This is a genomic window from Rhizobium sp. R635 (genome assembly GCF_002211285.1).
Classification (GTDB): domain Bacteria; phylum Pseudomonadota; class Alphaproteobacteria; order Rhizobiales; family Rhizobiaceae; genus Rhizobium.
Window position 1 is genome coordinate 173,908 of the sequence record NZ_LOKX01000033.1, and the last position, 18,536, is coordinate 192,443.

Genomic DNA, 18,536 nt, shown 5'->3' on the forward strand with positions numbered 1-18,536 from the left:
CGCCAAGGCCTGAAGTTTTCAGCGCTGCCGAGAGAGTGCCCGTTGCTGGCGCCGCCAGCAATGCGAGTGATTGTCAATCTTACGCGTCGATCAGTCGGAGCAGGGTTCGCATGATTAAGCGGTGGCGGCATTGCTAGGCGCCAATAAATATTAGGTTGTCAACTTTTGGCTCAGAGACGAAATAAACCTGTCAAAGTCGTGGCTGCCTGCCACCTGTGTGGTGAAGTAAAGAAGCTTTGCGACGCTCATTTGTTTCCAAACGGCTTGCGCAAGTTCGTTACCGATGACCCGAGAAATCCTGCATTTCACTTTCTCGATGTGAACCATCGAGAAAACGATAGAGAGCGCAATACTCTCTTCTTCGATCCCGGTATATTGTGCTCGGATTGCGACAGAGCACTGGGGCCATATGACGCGGCATTAATCAAGTTTGTGGAGGCGTGGATTGGGTGCCATTACCGACAGCTGCAAGAGCCGCCCTCCGAAAAATACCGAGGAATTTGGTTGCCCTTTGATGCAGCAAAGCTGCGGCTGGCTATCCTGATCTGCATATACCGGTTCGTTATCTCTCCGCGACACCCAAAAATTGCTCTCGATCCATATCGTCATGCCCTGCTTGAAGCGAGCATTCATGCACTGGGGAGGTTCGGTCGTGATCCTACTGGTGTAATGATCCTCGGGTATTATCGGCACTGGATGACTGACGGCTCATTGAGCATTGATGTTACGGAGATAGGTAGACCTCATCCGGCGGGGCACGACGATGGCTTCGTTATCGAATTGTTTGGGCTCTCGATCTTCGTAGATATGACAGGTGCTCGTAGCTTTCCTCGCCAGTTTTACCTTGGCGAAGATCGAAGCGAGGGCGACAAGGTGCACATGCATATAACGTCCGTCGAGAACGGCACTGCGACCTTCAAGCACTTCCTTGATGTGCTGAAGTTTGGTGGCTTTCAGCGACTCCTTGGTAAATAGCCCGAGTGACCGGTAGAGGGGCTTTCAATCCACGACGCCAATGCGAAGCAGTAGCCAAGAGGAGCAGATCGCACAAGAAAACAAGTTACGATAGGTGATTTCGTATGCGATGAGCGCCTGACCGCCGCGGCCCAACAAGACGGGGCGCCGAAGCGCCCCGATATCTGGAAAGATGAATGACCGGGACCATTCCCAGCCAGCATCCCGCCTCAGTTCCCCAGCCCCTCAAACAGCGCGGTCGACAAATACCGCTCCGCAAAGGACGGGATGATGATGACGATATTCTTCCCTGCATTCTCCGGCCGGCTGCCGACCTTGATCGCAGCCGTTAGCGCCGCACCCGAGGAAATCCCCACCGGCACGCCTTCGAGCCGTGCGATGAGGCGCGCCTGCTGAAAGGCTTCGTCATTGGTCACGGTGACGACTTCGTCATAGATGCCGGTGTCGAGGATCTTCGGCGCGAAGCCGGCGCCGATACCCTGGATCTTGTGCGGGCCGGGGTTGCCGCCGGAGAGGATGGGTGAATCGGCAGGCTCGACGGCGATGATCTGGATCTCGGGTTTGCGGCTTTTCAGCACCTGGCCGACGCCGGTGATCGTGCCGCCGGTGCCGATGCCGGAGACGACGATATCGACGGTGCCGTCCGTATCGTTCCAGATTTCCTCGGCCGTCGTCTGGCGGTGGATCTCGGGGTTCGCGGGATTTTCGAACTGCTGCGGGATGATCGCGTCGGGAAGGGAGGCGGCCAGCTCTTCGGCCTTGGCGATGGCGCCCTTCATGCCCTTCGGGCCTTCGGTCAGCACCAGTTCGGCGCCGAGCAGCACCAGCATCTTACGGCGCTCGACCGACATCGTCTCCGGCATGGTGAGGATCAGTCGGTAGCCCTTGGCGGCGGCTGCGAAGGCGAGTGCGATGCCCGTATTGCCCGACGTCGGCTCGATCAGCACCGTTTTGCCAGGCGTGATCTTGCCCTGTGCTTCGAGGCTTTCTATCATCGCCACGCCGATGCGGTCTTTCACGGAAGCGATCGGGTTGAAGAATTCGAGCTTGCCGATCAGGTTTGCCACGACGCCCTTTTCCCGCGCCAGCTTGTCGAAGCGCACGAGCGGCGTGTTGCCGATGGTTTCGGTGATCGAGGAATAGATGCGGCCGCGGCCGGGCTTGTGCGACATGGTGCTCTCCCTTTGCAATACGGTTCTGAAATCGGGAGGAGAATAGGGTCAAAAGCCGAATGAGGCCAGACCGCGTTCACGTCAGGGGCGCGGGGCGCGGAGAAAAAAACCTTTGAAAACCGTTTCTTGCCGAATGTTTATTTCAGGCCGCCCGCGTGGCGATGAAGGCGGCCGTGCCGGCGAGGATGCCGGCCGCCACCCGGTTCAGCGCCTGCAAGGCGCGCGGCTTCTTGAGCATCGTGCGGGCGCGTGAGGCAAGCAGCATATAGGGCACCAGCACGACGATCAGCACCACGAAGGTCGCGGCAAGCAGCATCGCGTAATCGCTAAGCCCGATATTGCCGATATCGATCAGCGTCGGCGCCAGGGCGACGTAAAAGAGCATCGTCTTCGGATTGCCGAGTGTCACCAGCAGGCCGGAAAGGAAGGACATGCCGATATTGGTGGATTTTCCTGCCGCAATGTCATGCGGCAGCAGTCCCGCCGTCCAGAGTTTCCAGGCGATATAGCCGAGATAGAGGGCGCCGGCGATCTTGATGGCGATGAACACCTCGACGAAGGTCTGCGCCACGAAGGCAAGGCCGAGAATGACCGCCGTGAGGTAGATCATGTCGCCGAGTACCAGGCCGAGGCCCATGAAGAAGGTCTCGCGAAAATTCGAGCCAAGCGCGCGGGCGACGATCGCCGTGATCCCCGGTCCGGGAATGGCTGCGGCGATGAACAGCGCTCCGGCATAGGCAAGCAAGGCGGTCAGGCTCATCTTCATATCCACGAGGTTCGCGTGGATTTCTCTATAAGCAGGCGTCGTGGCATTCATCAATGCCGTGGCGCTGATCGGTCCATAACCATCAGGAATGGGTTGGCGGAACCAAATTCGATGCGACATGCCTGGCTCAGTTCTGAAGCGCCCGGGGCCGCAGCCAGCGTGGCGTCCAGCCGAGATTCATGCCGGCGGCGGCAAGCAGGATGGTGGCGGCGCCTAATATCTGGATCGGCTGCAGCGTGTGGCCGAAAGCCAGCCGGTCGACGAGGATCGCGGCGATCGGATAGAGGAAGGAGAGGGCGCCTGTCAGATGCGTCGGCAGCCTCTGGATCGCGCCATAGAGCAGCACATACATCAGCCCGGTATGGACGACGCCGATGGTGACCAGTATCGCCCATCCTCCCGCATCGGCAGGCGGATGGGAAAAATCGGTCATCGGCGCCAGCATCAGCATGCCGGTCGCAACCTGGATGAGCGCGATCAGATGCGGCGGCGTGCCTTTCAGCCATTTCGCCGCCAGCGCCGCGAGCGCGTAGAAGAAGGCCGCACCAAGCGCCATCAGGATGCCGAGGCCGTAGCCGTCGAATGCATCGCTGCCCGCGCCGGGCTTCGCCTGCACGATCGCCGTCATCCCGGCGAAGGCGAGCGCCAGCCAGAACAGCTTGGCGGCGGTGATCTTCTCGCCGAGAAAGAGCGCGCCGAGCACGAGCAGCATGAAGGGCTGGGTATTGTAGACGGTCGTCGCGACCGAGATCGTCGCATGCGAATAGGAGGCGAAGAGCAGCAGCCAGTTGACCACGATGGCGACGCCGCCGAAGACGGCGATGCCGAAGGTGCGCAGCGTGATGATGCCGGGCCGCAGCAGCCCGAGAACCCCGCAGATCACAAGCAGAGTGAGCGCGCCGAACAGGCAGCGCCAGAAGACCACGCCGCTGACCGGCTGGCCGGACATGACGACGAACCAGCCGATCGTCCCCGAGATCAGCATCGCCGCCGTCATTTCCGCTGAGCCTCTTTTGATGTCGTTGCCCATGATCGCCTCCGTTTTCGACGATAGGAGAATATTGCGGAGGAAGTCGTTTTTATATAATGATGAAAAGGGAGATTTGCTTTAATGCCTAATAATAATATGAAAAGTGATCAGAATGACTAATGATGCGCAATCACTCGATGAGGTCGATCAGGCCATTCTGGAGGCGCTGGCCGGCAATGCGCGGATCTCGCTGAAGGAATTGGCGCAGGAGGCAGGCCTCTCCTCGCCGAGTGCCGCCGAGCGCCTGCGGCGGCTGGAGGAGCGCGGCGTCATCAAGGCCTTCACCATCGATCTCGATCCCGCCGCCGTCGGTTATCCCCTGCAGGCGATCGTGCGGGTGCGCCCGCTGCCGGGACAGCTGCATATCGTCGAGCGCATCATCCAGGACATTCCCGAAATCGTCGAATGCGACAAGGTGACGGGCGAGGATTGCTTCATCGCCCGCTTGGTCGTCCGTTCCATGGGTGAACTGGACGGCATTCTGGACAGGGTCGCGGAAAAGGCGGAGACCAACACCTCGATGATCAAGTCGTCGCCCGTCAAACGCCGCCTGCCGCCGCTTTCACGGAAAATGTAGGAGCTGGCTGAGCCGGGCCTTAAAAATCCGCCATCGGCGAGAGCATTGCCGGAAAATCCACGCTGGTGTCGCCAAGGCCGCGCACCATCAGCACGGTCCCGCTCTCGAAGGGGTGCGGAACACCGTCCCAATCGAGCCTGTCCGGGCGGAAAAACACGTCGATGGAGGTCGGGGCGACCTCCAATCCTCCGAGGATCATCGCAAGCGGCGGTATCTCCGTTGCAACGACATCGATGAGGCCGAAGCGTCCCGACTCGTCCGTCTTCCAGGCAATTGCCGTCTGCTGATCTTGCAGAAAACTGATCCGCACATCGGGATCAAGGCGGGTATTGATCAGGAACATCGCCGCATTGTTCGACACAGCCAGCGAATTCGAAACCGGGCTCCGTCCTTTCAGCAGCGATTGCAGAAGAGCAAGATCGTCAGGATCGGTCGGTGTAAGCAGTCGCGCAGGCCGCAGCGCGGAAGAGGCCGCTGGTGCTATGCCCTCGTATCGATGCAATGGTATCGAGCGAAAACCATAAGGTTCGTAAAGCGACGGCTTGTCGGTATAGAGGATGACGGCTTCGAAACCTTGCCGGTCGCACCAGTCGAGCGCTTTTACCGTCAGGTCGCGGTAGAGCCCGCGGCCGCGCCATGGCGGACGCACCGCGCCGGATTGCAGCCCGGCGGCATGGACGTTCCGGCCGTTGATGACGAAGGGCAGCGCGAAGGCCGAGATATTGGCGGCAAGCTCGCCTTTGGCATCGAACCAGCCGAAGGGCATGCTGGTGGGATCGGGGCCGCCAAGCTGTTTCAGCGGCCCGATATCGATGCCGAAAATATCCTGAAGCAGGCGAACCAGCGCCGACCAGCCGGCGGGATCGGCGAAATAATCCTGACGAAAGCTCAGGCCCGCGCTGTCGAGGCGCTGTGCCATCACACGCCAGTGGAGCCGAAGCCGCCTGCGCCGCGCGCGGTTTCGCTGGCCTCTGTGATCTCGGCCACCCGCGCCTGGGTCACTGGCGCGATCACCATCTGGGCGATGCGCATGCCGCGCTCGATGATGAAGGCTTCCTCGCCGAGATTGGCGAGCAGCACCTTCACCTCGCCGCGATAGTCGCTGTCGATGGTGCCCGGCGAATTCAGGCAGGTGATGCCGTGCTTGAAGGCAAGGCCGGAGCGGGGCCGCACCTGTCCTTCGAACCCTTCGGGAATCTCGAAGATGAAGCCGGTCGGCACCAGCGCCCGTTTGCCGGGCAGCAGCGTCAGCGGTTCGCGGTCGGCAACGGCGGCGCGCAGGTCCATGCCGGCCGCTCCCTTGCTTTCATAGGCAGGCAGGTCGAGGCCTTCGCCGTTGGCCAGGCGGATGAGGTTCAGCGTCGGGCTGAGATCGTGATGAATGGTCATGGCCCATTACTTTGCGCGTGCGGGGGCAAGGTCAATTGCAAAGCCGGGCGTTAGTCGCTAGTTAAGCGGCAATTCCACAGGATTCACATCATGGCCGAAAGCCTCGCCGAGGCGGTCTCCCGCCGCCGCACATTCGCTATTATCGCCCACCCGGACGCGGGCAAGACGACGCTCACCGAAAAGCTGCTGCTGTTCGGCGGCGCCATTCAGCTTGCCGGCGAAGTCAAGGCGAAGAAGGATCGCATGCAGACGCGCTCCGACTGGATGAAGATCGAGCGCGAGCGTGGTATCTCCGTCGTCACCTCGGTGATGACCTTCGAATATAACGACAATGTCTTCAACATCCTCGATACTCCAGGCCACGAGGATTTCGCCGACGACACCTACCGCACGCTGACGGCCGTCGATGCCGCCGTCATGGTCATCGATGCCGCCAAGGGCATCGAGCCGCGCACGCTTAAGCTCTTCGAAGTCTGCCGCATGCGCGACATCCCGATCATCACCTTCATCAACAAGATGGATAGGGAAAGCCGCGATCCCTTCGAAATCCTCGATGAGGTGGAAGAGAAGCTGGCGCTGGATACGGCGCCGATCACCTGGCCGATCGGCCGCTCGAAGACCTTCTGCGGCTCCTATCACCTGGCGAACAGCACCGCCCGCGGTTCCGACACCGAAGTGGAGACGACCCCGGTCAACGGCCCGCGGGCGATCGCCGACAGGCTGCCGGAAAACGAGCGCCAGGCCTTCGTCGACGAGACGGAATTGGCGATCGAAGCCTGCCGTCCCTTCGACCGGCAGTCCTTCCTGGAAGGTCATATGACGCCTGTTTTCTTCGGCTCGGCGCTGCGCAATTACGGCGTTCGCGACCTCATCAACGCGCTCGGCGATTTCGCGCCGCCGCCGCGCGACCAGGTCGCCGATACCAGGACCGTACACGCGACCGACGACAAGATGACGGCCTTCGTCTTCAAGATCCAGGCGAACATGGACCCGAACCATCGCGACCGTATCGCCTTTGCCCGCATCTGCTCCGGCAAGCTCGAGCGCGGCATGAAGGCGAGGCTCGCCCGCACCGGCAAGCAGCTCGGCCTGACGGCGCCGCAATTCTTCTTCGCTTCGCAGCGCCAGCTCGCCGACACCGCCTATGCCGGCGATGTCGTCGGCATTCCCAATCACGGGACGCTCAGGATCGGCGATACGCTGACCGAAGGTGAATCGCTGGTCTTCCAGGGCGTGCCGAACTTCTCGCCGGAAATCCTGCGCCGCGTGCGCCTCGAAGATGCGATGAAGGCGAAGAAGCTCAAGGAAGCCCTGCAGCAGATGGCCGAGGAAGGCGTCGTCCAGCTGTTCTCGCCGGAAGACGGCTCGCCGGCGATCGTCGGCGTCGTCGGCGCCCTGCAGCTCGACGTGCTGAAGGAACGGCTGATGGCCGAATACGGCCTGCCTGTTTCCTTCGAAATGTCGCGCTTCTCCGTCTGCCGCTGGATCTCGTCCGATCAGCCGGCCGATCTCGACAAATTCCTCACCGTCAAACGCGGTGATATCGCCCGCGATCTCGACGGCGACCCGGTCTTCCTCGCCCAGGACGCATTCTCGCTGCGTTACGAGGCGGAGCGTTATCCGGCGATCAAGATGGTCGCGATCAAGGAATATCACGCCGCCAAGGCGGCGTGAGCCCAGGGCAATTATCCGCGCGCCCTCTCTCCAGCCTCAGCCTGAGGTGCTGATCGTTGTGCTGCCTGAAATAAGCCTAGCGGCCTGCCGCAGCGCCCAAGCGCCCTCGTCCCGCTAATCCTCTCCGTCAAACCGCGGCAGTGGCTCGATATTCTCGACCCAGGGCAGGGCCGATCGGCACCATATTTGTTTTCTGGGCGTCAGCTCCCGACGCTGATCGATGCCGCCGAGGCGGATGCCGATCGCACCGCCTTCCGCGTCCGTGCGGTAGAGCGGCGATCCGCAGTTCGGGCAGAAGAATTGCCGGCTGAGACCGCCGCTGTCGCCGTATTTCGTATAGCTTTTCGGCTCACCGGCGATGAGACCGAAACTTCCCGGCCGCGCCGGCGCGGTGACGCGATAGGTGGACCCCGTCAGCCGCTGGCAATCGGTGCAGTGGCAGATCGATATCCGCTCCGGTTCGATCTCCGCCTGATAGCGGATCGCCCCGCAATGGCATCCTCCCGTTATGTGCATCGGCAATTCCTCAGTCCGCCGGTTGCGCGGCCGGGCGCGCGGCATAGAAGGCCTTGGCGTTCGCGGTGAAGGCGGCCCGCTGATCGGCTTTCGTGTAGAACATATGCCCGCCGCGATAGAGTTCCAGACTGACGCGGCCGGCGGCAAGCGACGGCGGCAGATGGTCGATCACGTAGCGGCTGACGCTGTAAGGCGTCACCAGGTCGCTGTAGCCATGGGCGATCAGGAGATGGAATGCCGAATTCGAGGCGAGCAGCTGCCTGACGTCGTCGGTGGCGCTCGCCTGGAAGCGCGATCCGCCGCCATGGCCGCCGCCCCATTCCCAGCGCCGGCTGATATCGCTGTCGAGCAGCGTATAGGTCATTTCGGTTTTGAAGCCGAGTTCGTTGCGGGCATAGTCGGCGAAGGCGCCGCCATAGGCGCGGGTGAAGCCGTCGAGAATGGCATCGTCGCCGCGGTCGTAATCCGATTCCGGATAGGGATCGGGTGCTGCAAAGGAGGCGTCGTATGAGCTCATCACCTCGCCGCTCCCCGCATCCGAATGCTTGACGAAGGAATTGCCAAGGAAGCCGCGGTTGCGGGCGACGATATCCTGAGGAATGCCGGTCAGCCGGGAGATCCTGCCGTAGAAGGCGTCGGCATCGGCGCCCTCCGGCGGCGGACCCGCGAGCGTCGTCAGATAGTCGCCGAGCGCAAAGGTCTCGGCTTCGCGCTGCTTCCCTTCGTCAAAGGCCTTCTCCCGGTCGAGCCTGGCTGCGGCCAGCGACGGCAGTTCGAGTGCAGCCCCGAGCGCGAACTGATCGGCATTGAACATCAACTGCCCCTCGAGCAGGGGCGAAAGCATGATGGCGCCGGCGACGACGATGCCCTGGCTTTCCTGCAATACCGAGGCGACCTTGGCTGCGCGAAAGCCGCCATAACTTTCGCCGAGCAGATATTTCGGCGAGTTGGATCGGTTGTTGTGGGCGATATAAAGCGCGATTGCCTTGGCGATGCTCTGGGCATCGGCATTGACGCTGTAATAGTTGGAGGCATCGTCCGCCTTGACCGTCCGGCTCCAGCCGGTGCCGATCGGATCGATCAGCACGAGATCGGTGAAATCGAGCCAGCTTTGCGGGTTATCGACGAGTTGCGCATGGGCGCCGTCGCGCCCCTCCGCCCCGAAATCCAGCACTTTCGGCCCGACCAGCCCGAGATGCAGGAAGGCGGAAGCCGCGCCCGGCCCGCCGTTGAAGGCAAAGGTCAGCGGCCGGTCGGGTCCGCCGTCCTTTTGAACATAGGCGGTATAGAAGATCGCGCCGGTCTGCGCGCCGTCCTGGCCGAAAAGATCGAGCGTGCCGGCGGTGGCGGTATAGGCGATCTTCCGGGCGCCGACCGTCAGCTCGTGCTCAGTGACGGAATCGGCCGGCAGCAGCTTCAGCACGCCGTCGCGTGCGCTGCGCTCGACATTCGCCTGGCGTTCGCCGCCTTCCTGCGCCAGGGAAAGGGCAGGGGCGAGAGACGCCGCTAGTGCGGCCAGCAGAAAGAGGGGTCGTATGCGCAAGATATGGCCTCCGGCGTGCGAATGCAGGCGGAGATAGCGTAACATCGGCCGGAGACCACGGGCATCAAGAGATGGTGATGGGCCGGTGAGCGCGAGGGCGGCTCAGACTTTCTCGACGGCGCGCACATTCACCTCCAGCGCCCGGCCGGCTTTCCAGCCGTTGATCGCGGCCCCGAGCCCAAGTGCGATGAAGAGAACCGCGCACCAGGAAAAGCTTCCGGTCCAGCCGCGAATGAGGCCGACGACGAGCGGGCCGATGGCCGCAAGGAGATAACCGACGCATTGCGCCATGCCGGAGAGATGGGCGGCGACATCGGGATCGCGCGAGCGCAGCACGATCGTCGTCATGGCCGCCGCGATCAGTCCACCCTGGCCGATGCCTTGCAGCGCCGCCCACAGCCAGACGGTCGAAAGCGGTGCGAAAAGCAGCCCGAGCAGGGCGGTGACGGCGACGCCGCAGAGGCTGGCATTGATCAGCCGCTGGTCCCGGCCGCGCACGGCGATATGCGGCACGACGAGGCAGGAGGCCGCCTGTACCATCACCGAGAGCGAAACGATCGCCCCGGCGGTGACGCCGTCGAGCCCGCGTTCGCGCAAGATGGGAACGAGCCAGCCGAAGACGCAGTAGGCCAGCGCCGATTGCAGCCCCATGAACAGCGTGACCTGCCAGGCCAGGCGGTCCCGCCAGAGGCCTTCGATGCGAAAGCCGTTTCGCCTTGCCTGGGCGCCGCTGCGAAGGACCTGCGGCAGCCAGATGAGACCGACGATCAGAGCCGGTAACGCCCAGGCGGCGAGCGCGCCCGCGAGGGAGCCGCCGAGCATATGTTCGATCGGCAGCGTCAGCCCGGCCGCACTCGCCGCACCTGCACAGAGCGCCATCGTGTAGAAGCCGGTCATCAGCGCGGCGCGGGTGGGGAAGTCCCGTTTCACCAGCCCCGGCAGCAGCACGTTGCCGACGGCGATGCCGGCGCCCGCAAGCGCGGTGCCGAGGAAGAGCAGCGGCACGGAGGACAGCCCGCGCAAACCGGTGCCGAGCGCAAGCAGAAGAACAACGCCGAGCAACGTGCGTTCGGTCCCGATGCGCTGGGCAAGACGAGGCGCAAGCGGCGAGAAGGCGCCCAGGCAGACGACCGGAAGCGTCGTCAGCAGGCTGGCGCCTAGTGCACTCAGCCCGAGTTCGGAGCGGATCTCCGGCAAGAGCGCCGAGGCGCTGGAGAAGACCGGGCGCAGATTGAAAGCGATCAGCACGAGGCTCGCGCCGAGCAGGAACCGATCCGCGCCACTCTGCACCGGCGTTGCATGTGGCGAGGGAAGGCTGCCGGCCTCGGCGTCGATCAGCAATTCGTCGGCCGCCTCCAGCGTGATGGCGGCATCGTTGGAAGGTGTGTTCATGACAGGATCATCCGGTCGAGCGCGGCAAGAACGGGCGCCATGAAGCGGCGCACAGCCGCATCCGCCTTGTTCGGATCGCCGGTTTCGATCGCGTCGACGATATCGGCATGCGCCTGCATGTCGGGTTCGGGGATGTCCTTGCCGAGCGTCGCCGCGATGGTGTCGGCGATCGAGGCAGAGAAGAAATCGTAGATCTCGATCATCGCCCGGTTGCCGGAAGCGGCGATGACCGCCTTGTGGAAGGCGAGGTCCCGTTCGATGAAGGCGGCTTCATCGCCGCCGGCGTAACTGCCGCGTTCGTTCAGCAGCCTGCGGAGATCGGCAATCACCTCCGGCGTCTTGCGCATCGCCGTCAGCCGGGCAGCTTCGACATCGAGCGCGCAGCGCGCTTCGAACTGATCGCGCAGGCTTGCGCGCCGCGCCATCGTCAGCGGCCGGCCGGCATCGCTCGTCGAGCGCACATAGGTTCCCGAGCCTTGTCGGGTTTCGAGATAACCCTGGGAGACGAGCACCCGCACCGCCTCGCGCACCGTGCCGCGGCTGACGGAAAGCATGGCCGACAGCGAGGCCTCGTTCGGCAGCTTGTCGCCGACCGCCCAGCGTTTGCCGAGAATGTCGCTGCGGATCGCCTCGATGGCCTCGTCGGCGAGATTGGTCTTGCTGAGCGCCTGCATCTTCTACTCATAAAGTCATCTGATGACTTTATGAGTAGAAGAATTTGGATTCGCCGTCAACGCTCGAAATTCAGGCAATAAAAAAGGGCCGCCTCAGCGACCCTTTCCATGAGTTTGGCCTCGAACTGGCCTGGACTGTCGATGCAGCCCCAGGAAGGCGGGTCTTAGAGCGAGGGCTGCCTCGCTTTCATCACCTCTTCCATGCCCGTTACGAGGTCCGAAATCTCATTAGACATTGGATCACCTTCCTTTCGTTCTGTTGCCGATGGATTGAAGGTAGAGCGATTCTTCCGAGATGCAAGCAGAAATGCTTCCAACCGCTCGCCGCGGTCACGGCGTCCCGTTCACAAAAGAACACAGCGTTTTGCCGAATTTGAAGCTGTTATCGGTCACGAATCCGTCATGATCCGTTTGCAAACCGGCCAGGCGTTAAGCTCTTGTTAGCCGCAGCGTTCGACAATTTCAGTATTCCCGCCGAGCGGCGGGTTCGGGAGCAAGCAAGCCATGTGTCGCTGGGCAGCCTATCGCGGAGATCCCCTCTATCTCGAGGAGCTGGTATCCTCGCCCGCCCATTCGCTGATCGAGCAGTCCCATTGCGCCACCCGCGCCAAGACGGCGACGAACGGCGATGGCTTCGGCATTGCCTGGTATGGCGACAGGCCCGAACCCGGCCGCTACCGCGACATCCTGCCGGCATGGTCGGATTGCAACCTGAAGAGCCTGGCGCGGCAGATCCGTTCGCCGCTCTTCCTCGCCCATGTCCGCGCCGCGACCGGCGGCGGCACACGGCGCGACAACTGCCATCCCTTCACCCATGAAAACTGGTCTTTCATGCACAACGGCCAGGTCTCGGGCTTCGAACGGCTGCGCCGGCCGATGGAGGCGATGCTCGACGACGAGCTGTTCAACGCCCGCGGCGGCACGACCGATTCCGAGCTGATGTTCCTGCTGGCACTGCAGTTCGGCCTGCGCGAGACGCCGATCGCCGCGATGGCTGAGATGGTCGGCTTCGTCGAGGATCTGGCCGAAAGCACTCTCGGCTCCATCCTGCTGCGTTTCACCGCCGCTTTCTCCGACGGCAATTCGCTTTATGCGATCCGTTATGCCACGGACCGCAAGGCGCCGACGCTCTATGCCTCTCCTGTCGGCGCCGGTCATTGCCTCGTCTCCGAGCCGTTGAACGACGATGTCGATGCCTGGGCCGAAATTCCGGATGGCAGCGCCGTTACCATCGGCAGGAACGGCATCGAGGTTACCGATTTCCGGCCGGGAAAACGCAACACGGCAAAGCCGCAGCGCGTGACTATATCAGCCTGAGCTTCTCGGCGATCAGCGCCGCCAATCGTTCAGCAACCTCTTCCTTGGCGAGATCAGGCCATTGCTCGACGCCGTCGTGGCGGATGAGTTTGACGCTGTTGCGGCTGCCGCCCATGATGCCGGTCGCGGGAGAGACGTCATTGGCGACGATCATATCGGCACCCTTCCTCTCGAGCTTCGCCTTTGCATTGCTTTCGACGTCCTGGGTCTCGGCGGCAAAGCCGATGACCAGCTTCGGCCGCATCGTGTGATGGCCGACAGTCTTCAGGATGTCCGGGTTCTCGGTCAGCGCCAGCGTCGGAATGGATTCGCCCGGATGTTTTTTCAGCTTCTGGTCGGCGGCCGAGGCCACGCGCCAGTCCGCCACCGCCGCCACCATCACGGCGATGTCGGCCGGCAGCGCCGCAAGCACGGCGTCGCGCATCTCCTCCGCCCGCTCGACATGCACGACGTTGACGCCGATCGGATCGGGGATCGTTACCGGCCCGGATACGAGCGTCACATCGGCTCCGAGCTTGGCAAGGGCTGCGGCGATCGCATGTCCCTGCCGGCCGGAGGAACGATTGGCGATGTAGCGCACCGGATCGATCGGCTCATGCGTCGGTCCCGACGTGACGATCGCCTTTCGCCCGGCAAGCGGCTTGTGCCGGCCGCCCTCGAAGACAGCTTCGGTGGCAGCCACGATCTCCAGCGGTTCCGCCATCCGGCCGAGCCCGGCTTCCCCGCCTTCGGCCATTTCGCCGGCCATCGGCCCGACGAAATGGACGCCGTCCGCCCTGAGCGTCGCCGCGTTGCGTCGTGTCGCCGGATGCGCCCACATTCTAGGATTCATCGCCGGGGCGGCAAGCACCGGCTTGTCCGTCGCCAGAAGCAGGGTCGAGGCGAGGTCGTCGGCAAGCCCGTTCGCCATCTTCGCCATCAGATCGGCGGTGGCAGGAGCAATCAGCACCAGGTCGCAGTCGCGCGCCAGCCTGATATGGCCGATATCCTGTTCGTCCTGGCGCGAAAACAGATCGACAAAGACATGATCCGCCGCCAGCGCGCCGACCGCAAGCGGCGTGACGAACTCCTGCGCGCCCTTGGTCATGACGGGACGAACGCTCGCGCCGCGCTCGCGCAGCCGGCGGATGAGATCGAGGCTCTTATAAGCCGCGATGCCGCCCGAGATGATGAGGAGGATGCGTTTACCGCTGAGAGCCATGGCTTTCTACCCGTCGGTTTTTACCGGTCCCAGACCCTAAGCCTTTGGCGGAGAACATGCAATCGCGTATGGCGTTCCTATTCGAAGCCTGCGAAGTCATTCATGGATGAGCAGGCTCATCAGGTTCTCCGTGACCGGCGCGGGATGCGTCTTCAGCATCGCCAGCGCCAGCCGCGCGACCGCCGGCGGTCCTTCGATCGGCCGGTAGGTGACGCCTTCGAGCCGGATCTGCGAAATCGAGGCCGGCACGATCGACACGCCGAGATCGGCCGCCACCAGATTGACCACGGATGAAATCTGCGGCGCCTCCTGCGCCACGGTCAGTTCGAATCCCGCCCTGCGGCAGGCAAGCACGACGTCGTCGTAAAGGCTCAAGCCCACGAGGCGGGGAAAGAGGATGAAGGGTTCGTTCGCGAGCGCCGAAAGCGGCAGGGCCGAATGCCGGGCCAGCGGGTGGCTGGCGGGCAGGGCGATCACCATCGGCTCATCAGCCAGCCGCCGCAGCCTGATGCCGGCGGGGTCGTCGAGGCCGGGGCGCATGAAGGTCGCGTCCAGCTCACCGCCTTCCAGCTTCTGCATCAGCGCCAGCGTATTCATTTCGGTCAGCGCCAGCCGCACCTCCGGCCAGCGCGCCCGGAAACGGCGGATCGTCGTGCTGACGATCGGATTGAAGGCGGAGGAGGCGGTGAAACCGAGCGACAGGCGCCCGGTCTCGCCGCGATTGGCTCTTTGGGCGGCAAGCTTCGCCTTTTCCGCTGCCGCCACCGCGGCTTTCGCCTCGCCGAGGAATGCAGTCCCCGCCGCCGTCAACTCGGCGCCATGCGGTACGCGATGAAACAGTGCAGCGCCAACTTCCGTCTCCAGGTCGCGGATCTGCTGGCTGAGCGGCGGCTGCCCGATGCCGAGCTTGCCGGCGGCCCGGGTAAAATTGCCTTCTTCCGCCACTGCCAGGAAATATCTGAGGTGCCGCAACTCCATCGTCATCTCCAAAACCTATCGAGATCGCCAGTTTGATATATTGGACAAATGGGGCGGCGTTGACTAGATCGGAAGCGGAAGGATGACGATATGCCGATGTCAGCGCATGCAGTGAAGACCTCCGAGACGGCCGCAGTGCCAGGGCAGAAACTCTACCTCACGCGCGGCACCGGCGCCTATCGCCGCGCCAGCCTGGCGCTCTTCCTCTCCGGCTTTTCCACCTTTTCGCTGCTCTATTGCGTCCAGCCGCTGCTGCCGATCTTCTCACAGGAATTCTCCGTCAGCCCAGCCGAAAGCTCGCTGTCGCTGTCGCTTTCCACCGGCTTCCTGGCGCTCGCCATCGTCTGCGCCGCCGCCGTTTCGGAGGGGCTTGGCCGCCGCAGCCTGATGTCGATTTCACTGGTTGGCGCAGCCCTGCTGACGATCGCCACGGCCTTTGCGCCGGACTGGCACTTGCTGCTCGTCATCCGCGCCCTGCAGGGCCTTGTTCTCGGCGGCGTGCCCGCCGTCGCCATGGCCTACCTTGCCGAGGAGATCGATCCGCGCGGCCTCGGCGCCACCATGGGCCTTTATGTCGGCGGCACGGCCTTCGGCGGCATGTCCGGCCGTGTGCTGACAGGCATCTTTGCCGAATATCTCACCTGGCGCCCGGCGCTCTTCCTGATCGGCGCCATCGGCCTTGCCGCTGCGATCGGCTTCATCGCCCTCCTGCCGCCATCAAGGAATTTCGTCCGCCGGCCGGGCTTCGACCTGCGTTTTCATGTGAGAGCCTGGCTCGGTCATCTCAGAAATCCGGCGCTGCCCTTCATCTTCGCAATCGCCTTCCTGGCGATGGGCTCTTTCGTGACGATTTACAATTATGCCGGTTTCCGCCTCGTGGCCCCTCCTTATGGTCTCAATCAGACGGAGCTCGGCCTGATCTTCACCGTTTATCTTTTCGGCATCGGCGCCGCCTCGATCGGCGGCCTGCTAGGCGACCGGATCGGCCACTTTCCGGTACTTCTCTTCGGCCTCGCGCTGACGGCGACCGGCAGCGCATTGACGCTCTTCGCCTCGCTGCCGTCGATCATTCTCGGTATCATCGTGCTGACCACAGGCTTCTTCATGAGCCATTCCATCGCCAGCGGCCTTGTCGGCAAGCTTGCCCTTGGCAACAAGGGGCACGCTTCATCCATCTACATGCTGGCCTATTACGTCGGCTCCAGCCTCATGGGTTCGGCCGGCGGCTGGTTCTGGGCAATCGAAGGCTGGGCAGCCGTCGTCTTCTTCACTCTTGCCATGCTGGCGCTGGCCTTTATGTCAGCCTGTGTCGCGCAACACTTCGCCAGGAGAAAGGCATGAGGCGACATTCGCGTTGAGCAGGTATTTCATTGGAAGAAATCGATTCGATTCACTCCCGCTGAGGCTGTTGCTCGGCCGCTGCCGCAAAGTCGGGATCAACAGGCCCGGTCACGTCAGCAAGCCATTCCCAATCTTCAGAAATCGGCTCGAGAATGATCGCACGCCCCTGGCGCCGGATGGCGACGGTATCGCCATCGAAGCGGAATTCCTTCGGCAAGCGGACGGCCTGAAAGCGCCCGGACCAGAAGATCTTTGCCGTTTCCATGCCATGGCTCCCGATGAGATATGACAATTATTGCAGCAATTCTTGATTCAGTTCAACCGAGCCTGAGATAGGGCACGTCCTTCTTCGCCACCTCATCCAGCGCGTCCTCGTAACCCGCATCGGCGTAACGCATGACGCCAAGCGCCGTGTCGTTGGTCAGCGCATGATCGAGCCGTTCGTCGGCGGCATCGGTGCCGTCGGCGACGACGGTGACGCCGCAGCTCGTCATGTAGCCGGCATAGCCGCCGCCGCCGGAATGGACGACGACGAGATCGGCCATCGAGGAGCAGAGCATCATTGCATCGATCAGCGGCCAGTCGGCAATCGCATCGGAGCCGTCCTTCATCCGCTCGGTCATAATATTGGGATGCGCCATGGCGCCGGCATCGAGATGGTCGCGGGAAAAGGCGATGGGACCTTTGAGTTCGCCGCTCGCCACCAGCGTATTGACGCGCCGGGCGAGCGCGGTGCGTTCGCCATGGCCGAGCCAGGCGATACGCGCCGGCAATCCTTCGAAGGGGACGTGCTCGCGCGCCAGCCGGATCCAGTTGGTGATGATCTTGTTGTCGGGGAACATTTCGAGCAACAGGTCGTCGATGTGGGCGATATCGCTCTCTTCGCCTGACAGCGCCATCCAGCGGAACGGCCCGATCGCCCGGGCAAAGAGCGGCCTCAGATAGGCTTCGGTGAAGATGGGGATGTCGAAGGCGTTAGTGACGCCGCCCTCTTTCGCTTGCGTGCGGATGAGGTTGCCGTTGTCGAAGACCTCCGAGCCGCGTTTCTGGAACTCCAGCATGGCCGTCACATGCTCGACGATCGAGGCGCGGCTGGCTGCCATCAATTGCCCCTGCCCATCGTCACGCAGGCCCTTGACCTGATCGAGGCTCATGCCCTTCGGCACATAGCCGTAGACGAGGTCGTGCGCCGAGGTCTGATCGGTGACGATATCTGGCACGATGCCGCGCCGGACGATTTCGGGATAGATCTCCGCCGCATTGCCGATGAGCCCGACGGACAGCGCGCGCTTTTCCTTCACCGCCGCATCGATCATTTCAAGGGCGGTATCGAGATCCGGCGCGATTTCCTGGAGATAGCCGATCTGCTGGCGCTTGCGAGCGCGCTCCGGATCGATGTCGACGCAGAGGATTGCCGCGCCCGCCATGCGGCCGGCAAGCGGCTGCGCCCCGCCCATGCCGCCGAGACCGGCCGTCAGCACGAACCGGCCGTGGAGATCGCCGCCGAAGCGACGCTCGGCGATGCGCATGAAAATCTCGTAGGTGCCCTGGATGACGCCCTGGCTGCCGATATATTGCCAGGCGCCGGCCGTCAGCCCGCCCCAGCAGATCAGTCCCTTGCGCTGCAACTCGTAGAACACTTCGGCCTTTGCCCATTGCCCGACGAGATTGCAGTTCGCCATGATGACCAGCGGCGCCTTGGCATGCGTGCGCACCAATCCGATCGGCTTGCCGGACTGGATGAGCAGCGTCTGGTCCTCTTCCATCTCGGTAAGCGCCTTGACGATGCCCCTGTGCGCCGCCCAATTGCGGGCCGCCTTCCCCAGCGCGGCATAGACCACGAGATTGTCGGGATCTTCGCCGACCGAGAGCACGTTTTCCAGAAGCCGCAGCAGCGCCTCCTGTCGCCAGCCCTTGGCACGCAGCTCCGGTCCGCCGGGAATGGGAAATTTCGGATGGCGTGGATTGGCCTTCGGCATCGTGCTTCCTCG

General features: G+C 63.0%; 18 protein-coding genes. 5 read left to right on the plus strand and 13 right to left on the minus strand.

What is annotated here, in order from left to right; all coding sequences use genetic code 11:
- Positions 1-165: 165 nt before the first annotated feature.
- Positions 166-975, plus strand: a complete 810-nt coding sequence (locus ATY78_RS28300; protein WP_141105665.1) for a hypothetical protein — start codon at positions 166-168, stop codon at positions 973-975.
- A gap of 209 nt (positions 976-1,184) precedes the next feature.
- Here ATY78_RS28300 and cysK read toward each other — a convergent pair whose 3' ends face one another.
- The 3 genes from cysK to ATY78_RS22225 form a co-directional block, all read right to left on the minus strand.
- Entirely contained in the window at positions 1,185-2,147 is a 963-nt protein-coding gene (cysK, locus tag ATY78_RS22215) for a cysteine synthase A (RefSeq protein ID WP_088684458.1), read from the minus strand.
- A gap of 142 nt (positions 2,148-2,289) precedes the next feature.
- Positions 2,290-2,907, minus strand: a complete 618-nt coding sequence (locus ATY78_RS22220) for a LysE family translocator (protein WP_088684605.1) — start codon at positions 2,905-2,907, stop codon at positions 2,290-2,292.
- Positions 2,908-3,040: 133 nt separating this feature from the next.
- Positions 3,041-3,943 (minus strand): DMT family transporter, encoded by a 903-nt coding sequence (locus ATY78_RS22225; RefSeq protein WP_088684459.1) that lies wholly within the window; start codon positions 3,941-3,943, stop codon positions 3,041-3,043.
- Positions 3,944-4,055: 112 nt separating this feature from the next.
- Here ATY78_RS22225 and ATY78_RS22230 point away from each other — a divergent pair, with 112 nt between their 5' ends.
- A complete protein-coding gene (locus ATY78_RS22230; RefSeq protein WP_088684460.1) occupies positions 4,056-4,520 on the plus strand; it encodes an Lrp/AsnC family transcriptional regulator in 465 nt (154 codons plus the stop codon).
- 19 nt (positions 4,521-4,539) lie between these two features.
- Here ATY78_RS22230 and ATY78_RS22235 read toward each other — a convergent pair whose 3' ends face one another.
- Positions 4,540-5,439, minus strand: coding sequence for a GNAT family N-acetyltransferase (locus ATY78_RS22235; RefSeq protein ID WP_088684461.1), 900 nt, complete (start codon positions 5,437-5,439; stop codon positions 4,540-4,542).
- Positions 5,439-5,909, minus strand: coding sequence for a dUTP diphosphatase (gene dut, locus ATY78_RS22240; RefSeq protein WP_088684462.1), 471 nt, complete (start codon positions 5,907-5,909; stop codon positions 5,439-5,441). Before dut ends, ATY78_RS22235 begins: the two co-directional genes overlap by 1 nt.
- Before the next feature lie 90 nt (positions 5,910-5,999).
- Here dut and ATY78_RS22245 point away from each other — a divergent pair, with 90 nt between their 5' ends.
- Positions 6,000-7,583, plus strand: a complete 1,584-nt coding sequence (locus ATY78_RS22245; RefSeq protein WP_088684463.1) for a peptide chain release factor 3 — start codon at positions 6,000-6,002, stop codon at positions 7,581-7,583.
- A 114-nt stretch (positions 7,584-7,697) separates the two neighbouring features.
- Here ATY78_RS22245 and ATY78_RS22250 read toward each other — a convergent pair whose 3' ends face one another.
- The 4 genes from ATY78_RS22250 to ATY78_RS22265 all read right to left on the minus strand — a co-directional run bounded on the left by ATY78_RS22250 (position 7,698) and on the right by ATY78_RS22265 (position 11,708).
- On the minus strand, positions 7,698-8,099 hold the full coding sequence (locus ATY78_RS22250) for a GFA family protein (RefSeq protein ID WP_088684606.1): 402 nt from the start codon (positions 8,097-8,099) through the stop codon (positions 7,698-7,700).
- Between the two features lie 10 nt (positions 8,100-8,109).
- Complete coding sequence (locus ATY78_RS22255; protein WP_088684607.1) at positions 8,110-9,642, minus strand: carboxypeptidase; 1,533 nt, start codon at positions 9,640-9,642, stop codon at positions 8,110-8,112.
- Positions 9,643-9,744: 102 nt separating this feature from the next.
- The gene (locus ATY78_RS22260; RefSeq protein WP_088684464.1) at positions 9,745-11,034 is read right to left on the minus strand and encodes an MFS transporter; all 1,290 of its coding nucleotides are present in this window, start codon (positions 11,032-11,034) and stop codon (positions 9,745-9,747) included.
- The gene (locus ATY78_RS22265; protein ID WP_088684465.1) at positions 11,031-11,708 is read right to left on the minus strand and encodes a FadR/GntR family transcriptional regulator; all 678 of its coding nucleotides are present in this window, start codon (positions 11,706-11,708) and stop codon (positions 11,031-11,033) included. Before ATY78_RS22265 ends, ATY78_RS22260 begins: the two co-directional genes overlap by 4 nt.
- 504 nt (positions 11,709-12,212) lie before the next feature.
- Between ATY78_RS22265 and ATY78_RS22270 the strand changes: the two genes are divergently transcribed.
- Positions 12,213-13,025 (plus strand): class II glutamine amidotransferase, encoded by an 813-nt coding sequence (locus tag ATY78_RS22270; RefSeq protein ID WP_088684466.1) that lies wholly within the window; start codon positions 12,213-12,215, stop codon positions 13,023-13,025.
- Here the strand turns inward: ATY78_RS22270 and coaBC are convergent.
- On the minus strand, positions 13,012-14,226 hold the full coding sequence (coaBC, locus tag ATY78_RS22275) for a bifunctional phosphopantothenoylcysteine decarboxylase/phosphopantothenate--cysteine ligase CoaBC (RefSeq protein WP_088684467.1): 1,215 nt from the start codon (positions 14,224-14,226) through the stop codon (positions 13,012-13,014). The two genes, ATY78_RS22270 and coaBC, sit on opposite strands and share 14 nt — an antisense overlap.
- A gap of 96 nt (positions 14,227-14,322) precedes the next feature.
- Positions 14,323-15,204 (minus strand): LysR family transcriptional regulator, encoded by an 882-nt coding sequence (locus ATY78_RS22280; RefSeq protein ID WP_088684468.1) that lies wholly within the window; start codon positions 15,202-15,204, stop codon positions 14,323-14,325.
- A gap of 90 nt (positions 15,205-15,294) precedes the next feature.
- Between ATY78_RS22280 and ATY78_RS22285 the strand changes: the two genes are divergently transcribed.
- A complete protein-coding gene (locus ATY78_RS22285; protein ID WP_088684469.1) occupies positions 15,295-16,545 on the plus strand; it encodes an MFS transporter in 1,251 nt (416 codons plus the stop codon).
- Positions 16,546-16,594: 49 nt separating this feature from the next.
- Here ATY78_RS22285 and vapB read toward each other — a convergent pair whose 3' ends face one another.
- Positions 16,595-16,810, minus strand: a complete 216-nt coding sequence (gene vapB / locus ATY78_RS22290; protein ID WP_088684470.1) for a type II toxin-antitoxin system VapB family antitoxin — start codon at positions 16,808-16,810, stop codon at positions 16,595-16,597.
- Positions 16,811-16,862: 52 nt separating this feature from the next.
- On the minus strand, positions 16,863-18,524 hold the full coding sequence (locus ATY78_RS22295; protein ID WP_088684471.1) for a urocanate hydratase: 1,662 nt from the start codon (positions 18,522-18,524) through the stop codon (positions 16,863-16,865).
- Positions 18,525-18,536 lie beyond the last annotated feature (12 nt).

What these genes read in the sequence shown, in the direction of transcription:
- dut (WP_088684462.1), bottom strand. Translation starts at nt 5,909, where the DNA reads ATGACCATTCATCACGATCTCAGCCCGACGCTGAACCTCATCCGCCTG.
- ATY78_RS22270 (WP_088684466.1), top strand. Translation starts at nt 12,213, where the DNA reads ATGTGTCGCTGGGCAGCCTATCGCGGAGATCCCCTCTATCTCGAGGAG.
- ATY78_RS22235 (WP_088684461.1), bottom strand. Translation starts at nt 5,439, where the DNA reads ATGGCACAGCGCCTCGACAGCGCGGGCCTGAGCTTTCGTCAGGATTAT.
- ATY78_RS22265 (WP_088684465.1), bottom strand. Translation starts at nt 11,708, where the DNA reads ATGCAGGCGCTCAGCAAGACCAATCTCGCCGACGAGGCCATCGAGGCG.
- cysK (WP_088684458.1), bottom strand. Translation starts at nt 2,147, where the DNA reads ATGTCGCACAAGCCCGGCCGCGGCCGCATCTATTCCTCGATCACCGAA.
- ATY78_RS22280 (WP_088684468.1), bottom strand. Translation starts at nt 15,204, where the DNA reads ATGGAGTTGCGGCACCTCAGATATTTCCTGGCAGTGGCGGAAGAAGGC.
- coaBC (WP_088684467.1), bottom strand. Translation starts at nt 14,226, where the DNA reads ATGGCTCTCAGCGGTAAACGCATCCTCCTCATCATCTCGGGCGGCATC.
- ATY78_RS22245 (WP_088684463.1), top strand. Translation starts at nt 6,000, where the DNA reads ATGGCCGAAAGCCTCGCCGAGGCGGTCTCCCGCCGCCGCACATTCGCT.
- ATY78_RS22285 (WP_088684469.1), top strand. Translation starts at nt 15,295, where the DNA reads ATGCCGATGTCAGCGCATGCAGTGAAGACCTCCGAGACGGCCGCAGTG.
- ATY78_RS22260 (WP_088684464.1), bottom strand. Translation starts at nt 11,034, where the DNA reads ATGAACACACCTTCCAACGATGCCGCCATCACGCTGGAGGCGGCCGAC.
- ATY78_RS22295 (WP_088684471.1), bottom strand. Translation starts at nt 18,524, where the DNA reads ATGCCGAAGGCCAATCCACGCCATCCGAAATTTCCCATTCCCGGCGGA.
- ATY78_RS22230 (WP_088684460.1), top strand. Translation starts at nt 4,056, where the DNA reads ATGACTAATGATGCGCAATCACTCGATGAGGTCGATCAGGCCATTCTG.
- ATY78_RS22225 (WP_088684459.1), bottom strand. Translation starts at nt 3,943, where the DNA reads ATGGGCAACGACATCAAAAGAGGCTCAGCGGAAATGACGGCGGCGATG.
- vapB (WP_088684470.1), bottom strand. Translation starts at nt 16,810, where the DNA reads ATGGAAACGGCAAAGATCTTCTGGTCCGGGCGCTTTCAGGCCGTCCGC.
- ATY78_RS22220 (WP_088684605.1), bottom strand. Translation starts at nt 2,907, where the DNA reads ATGAGCCTGACCGCCTTGCTTGCCTATGCCGGAGCGCTGTTCATCGCC.
- ATY78_RS22250 (WP_088684606.1), bottom strand. Translation starts at nt 8,099, where the DNA reads ATGCACATAACGGGAGGATGCCATTGCGGGGCGATCCGCTATCAGGCG.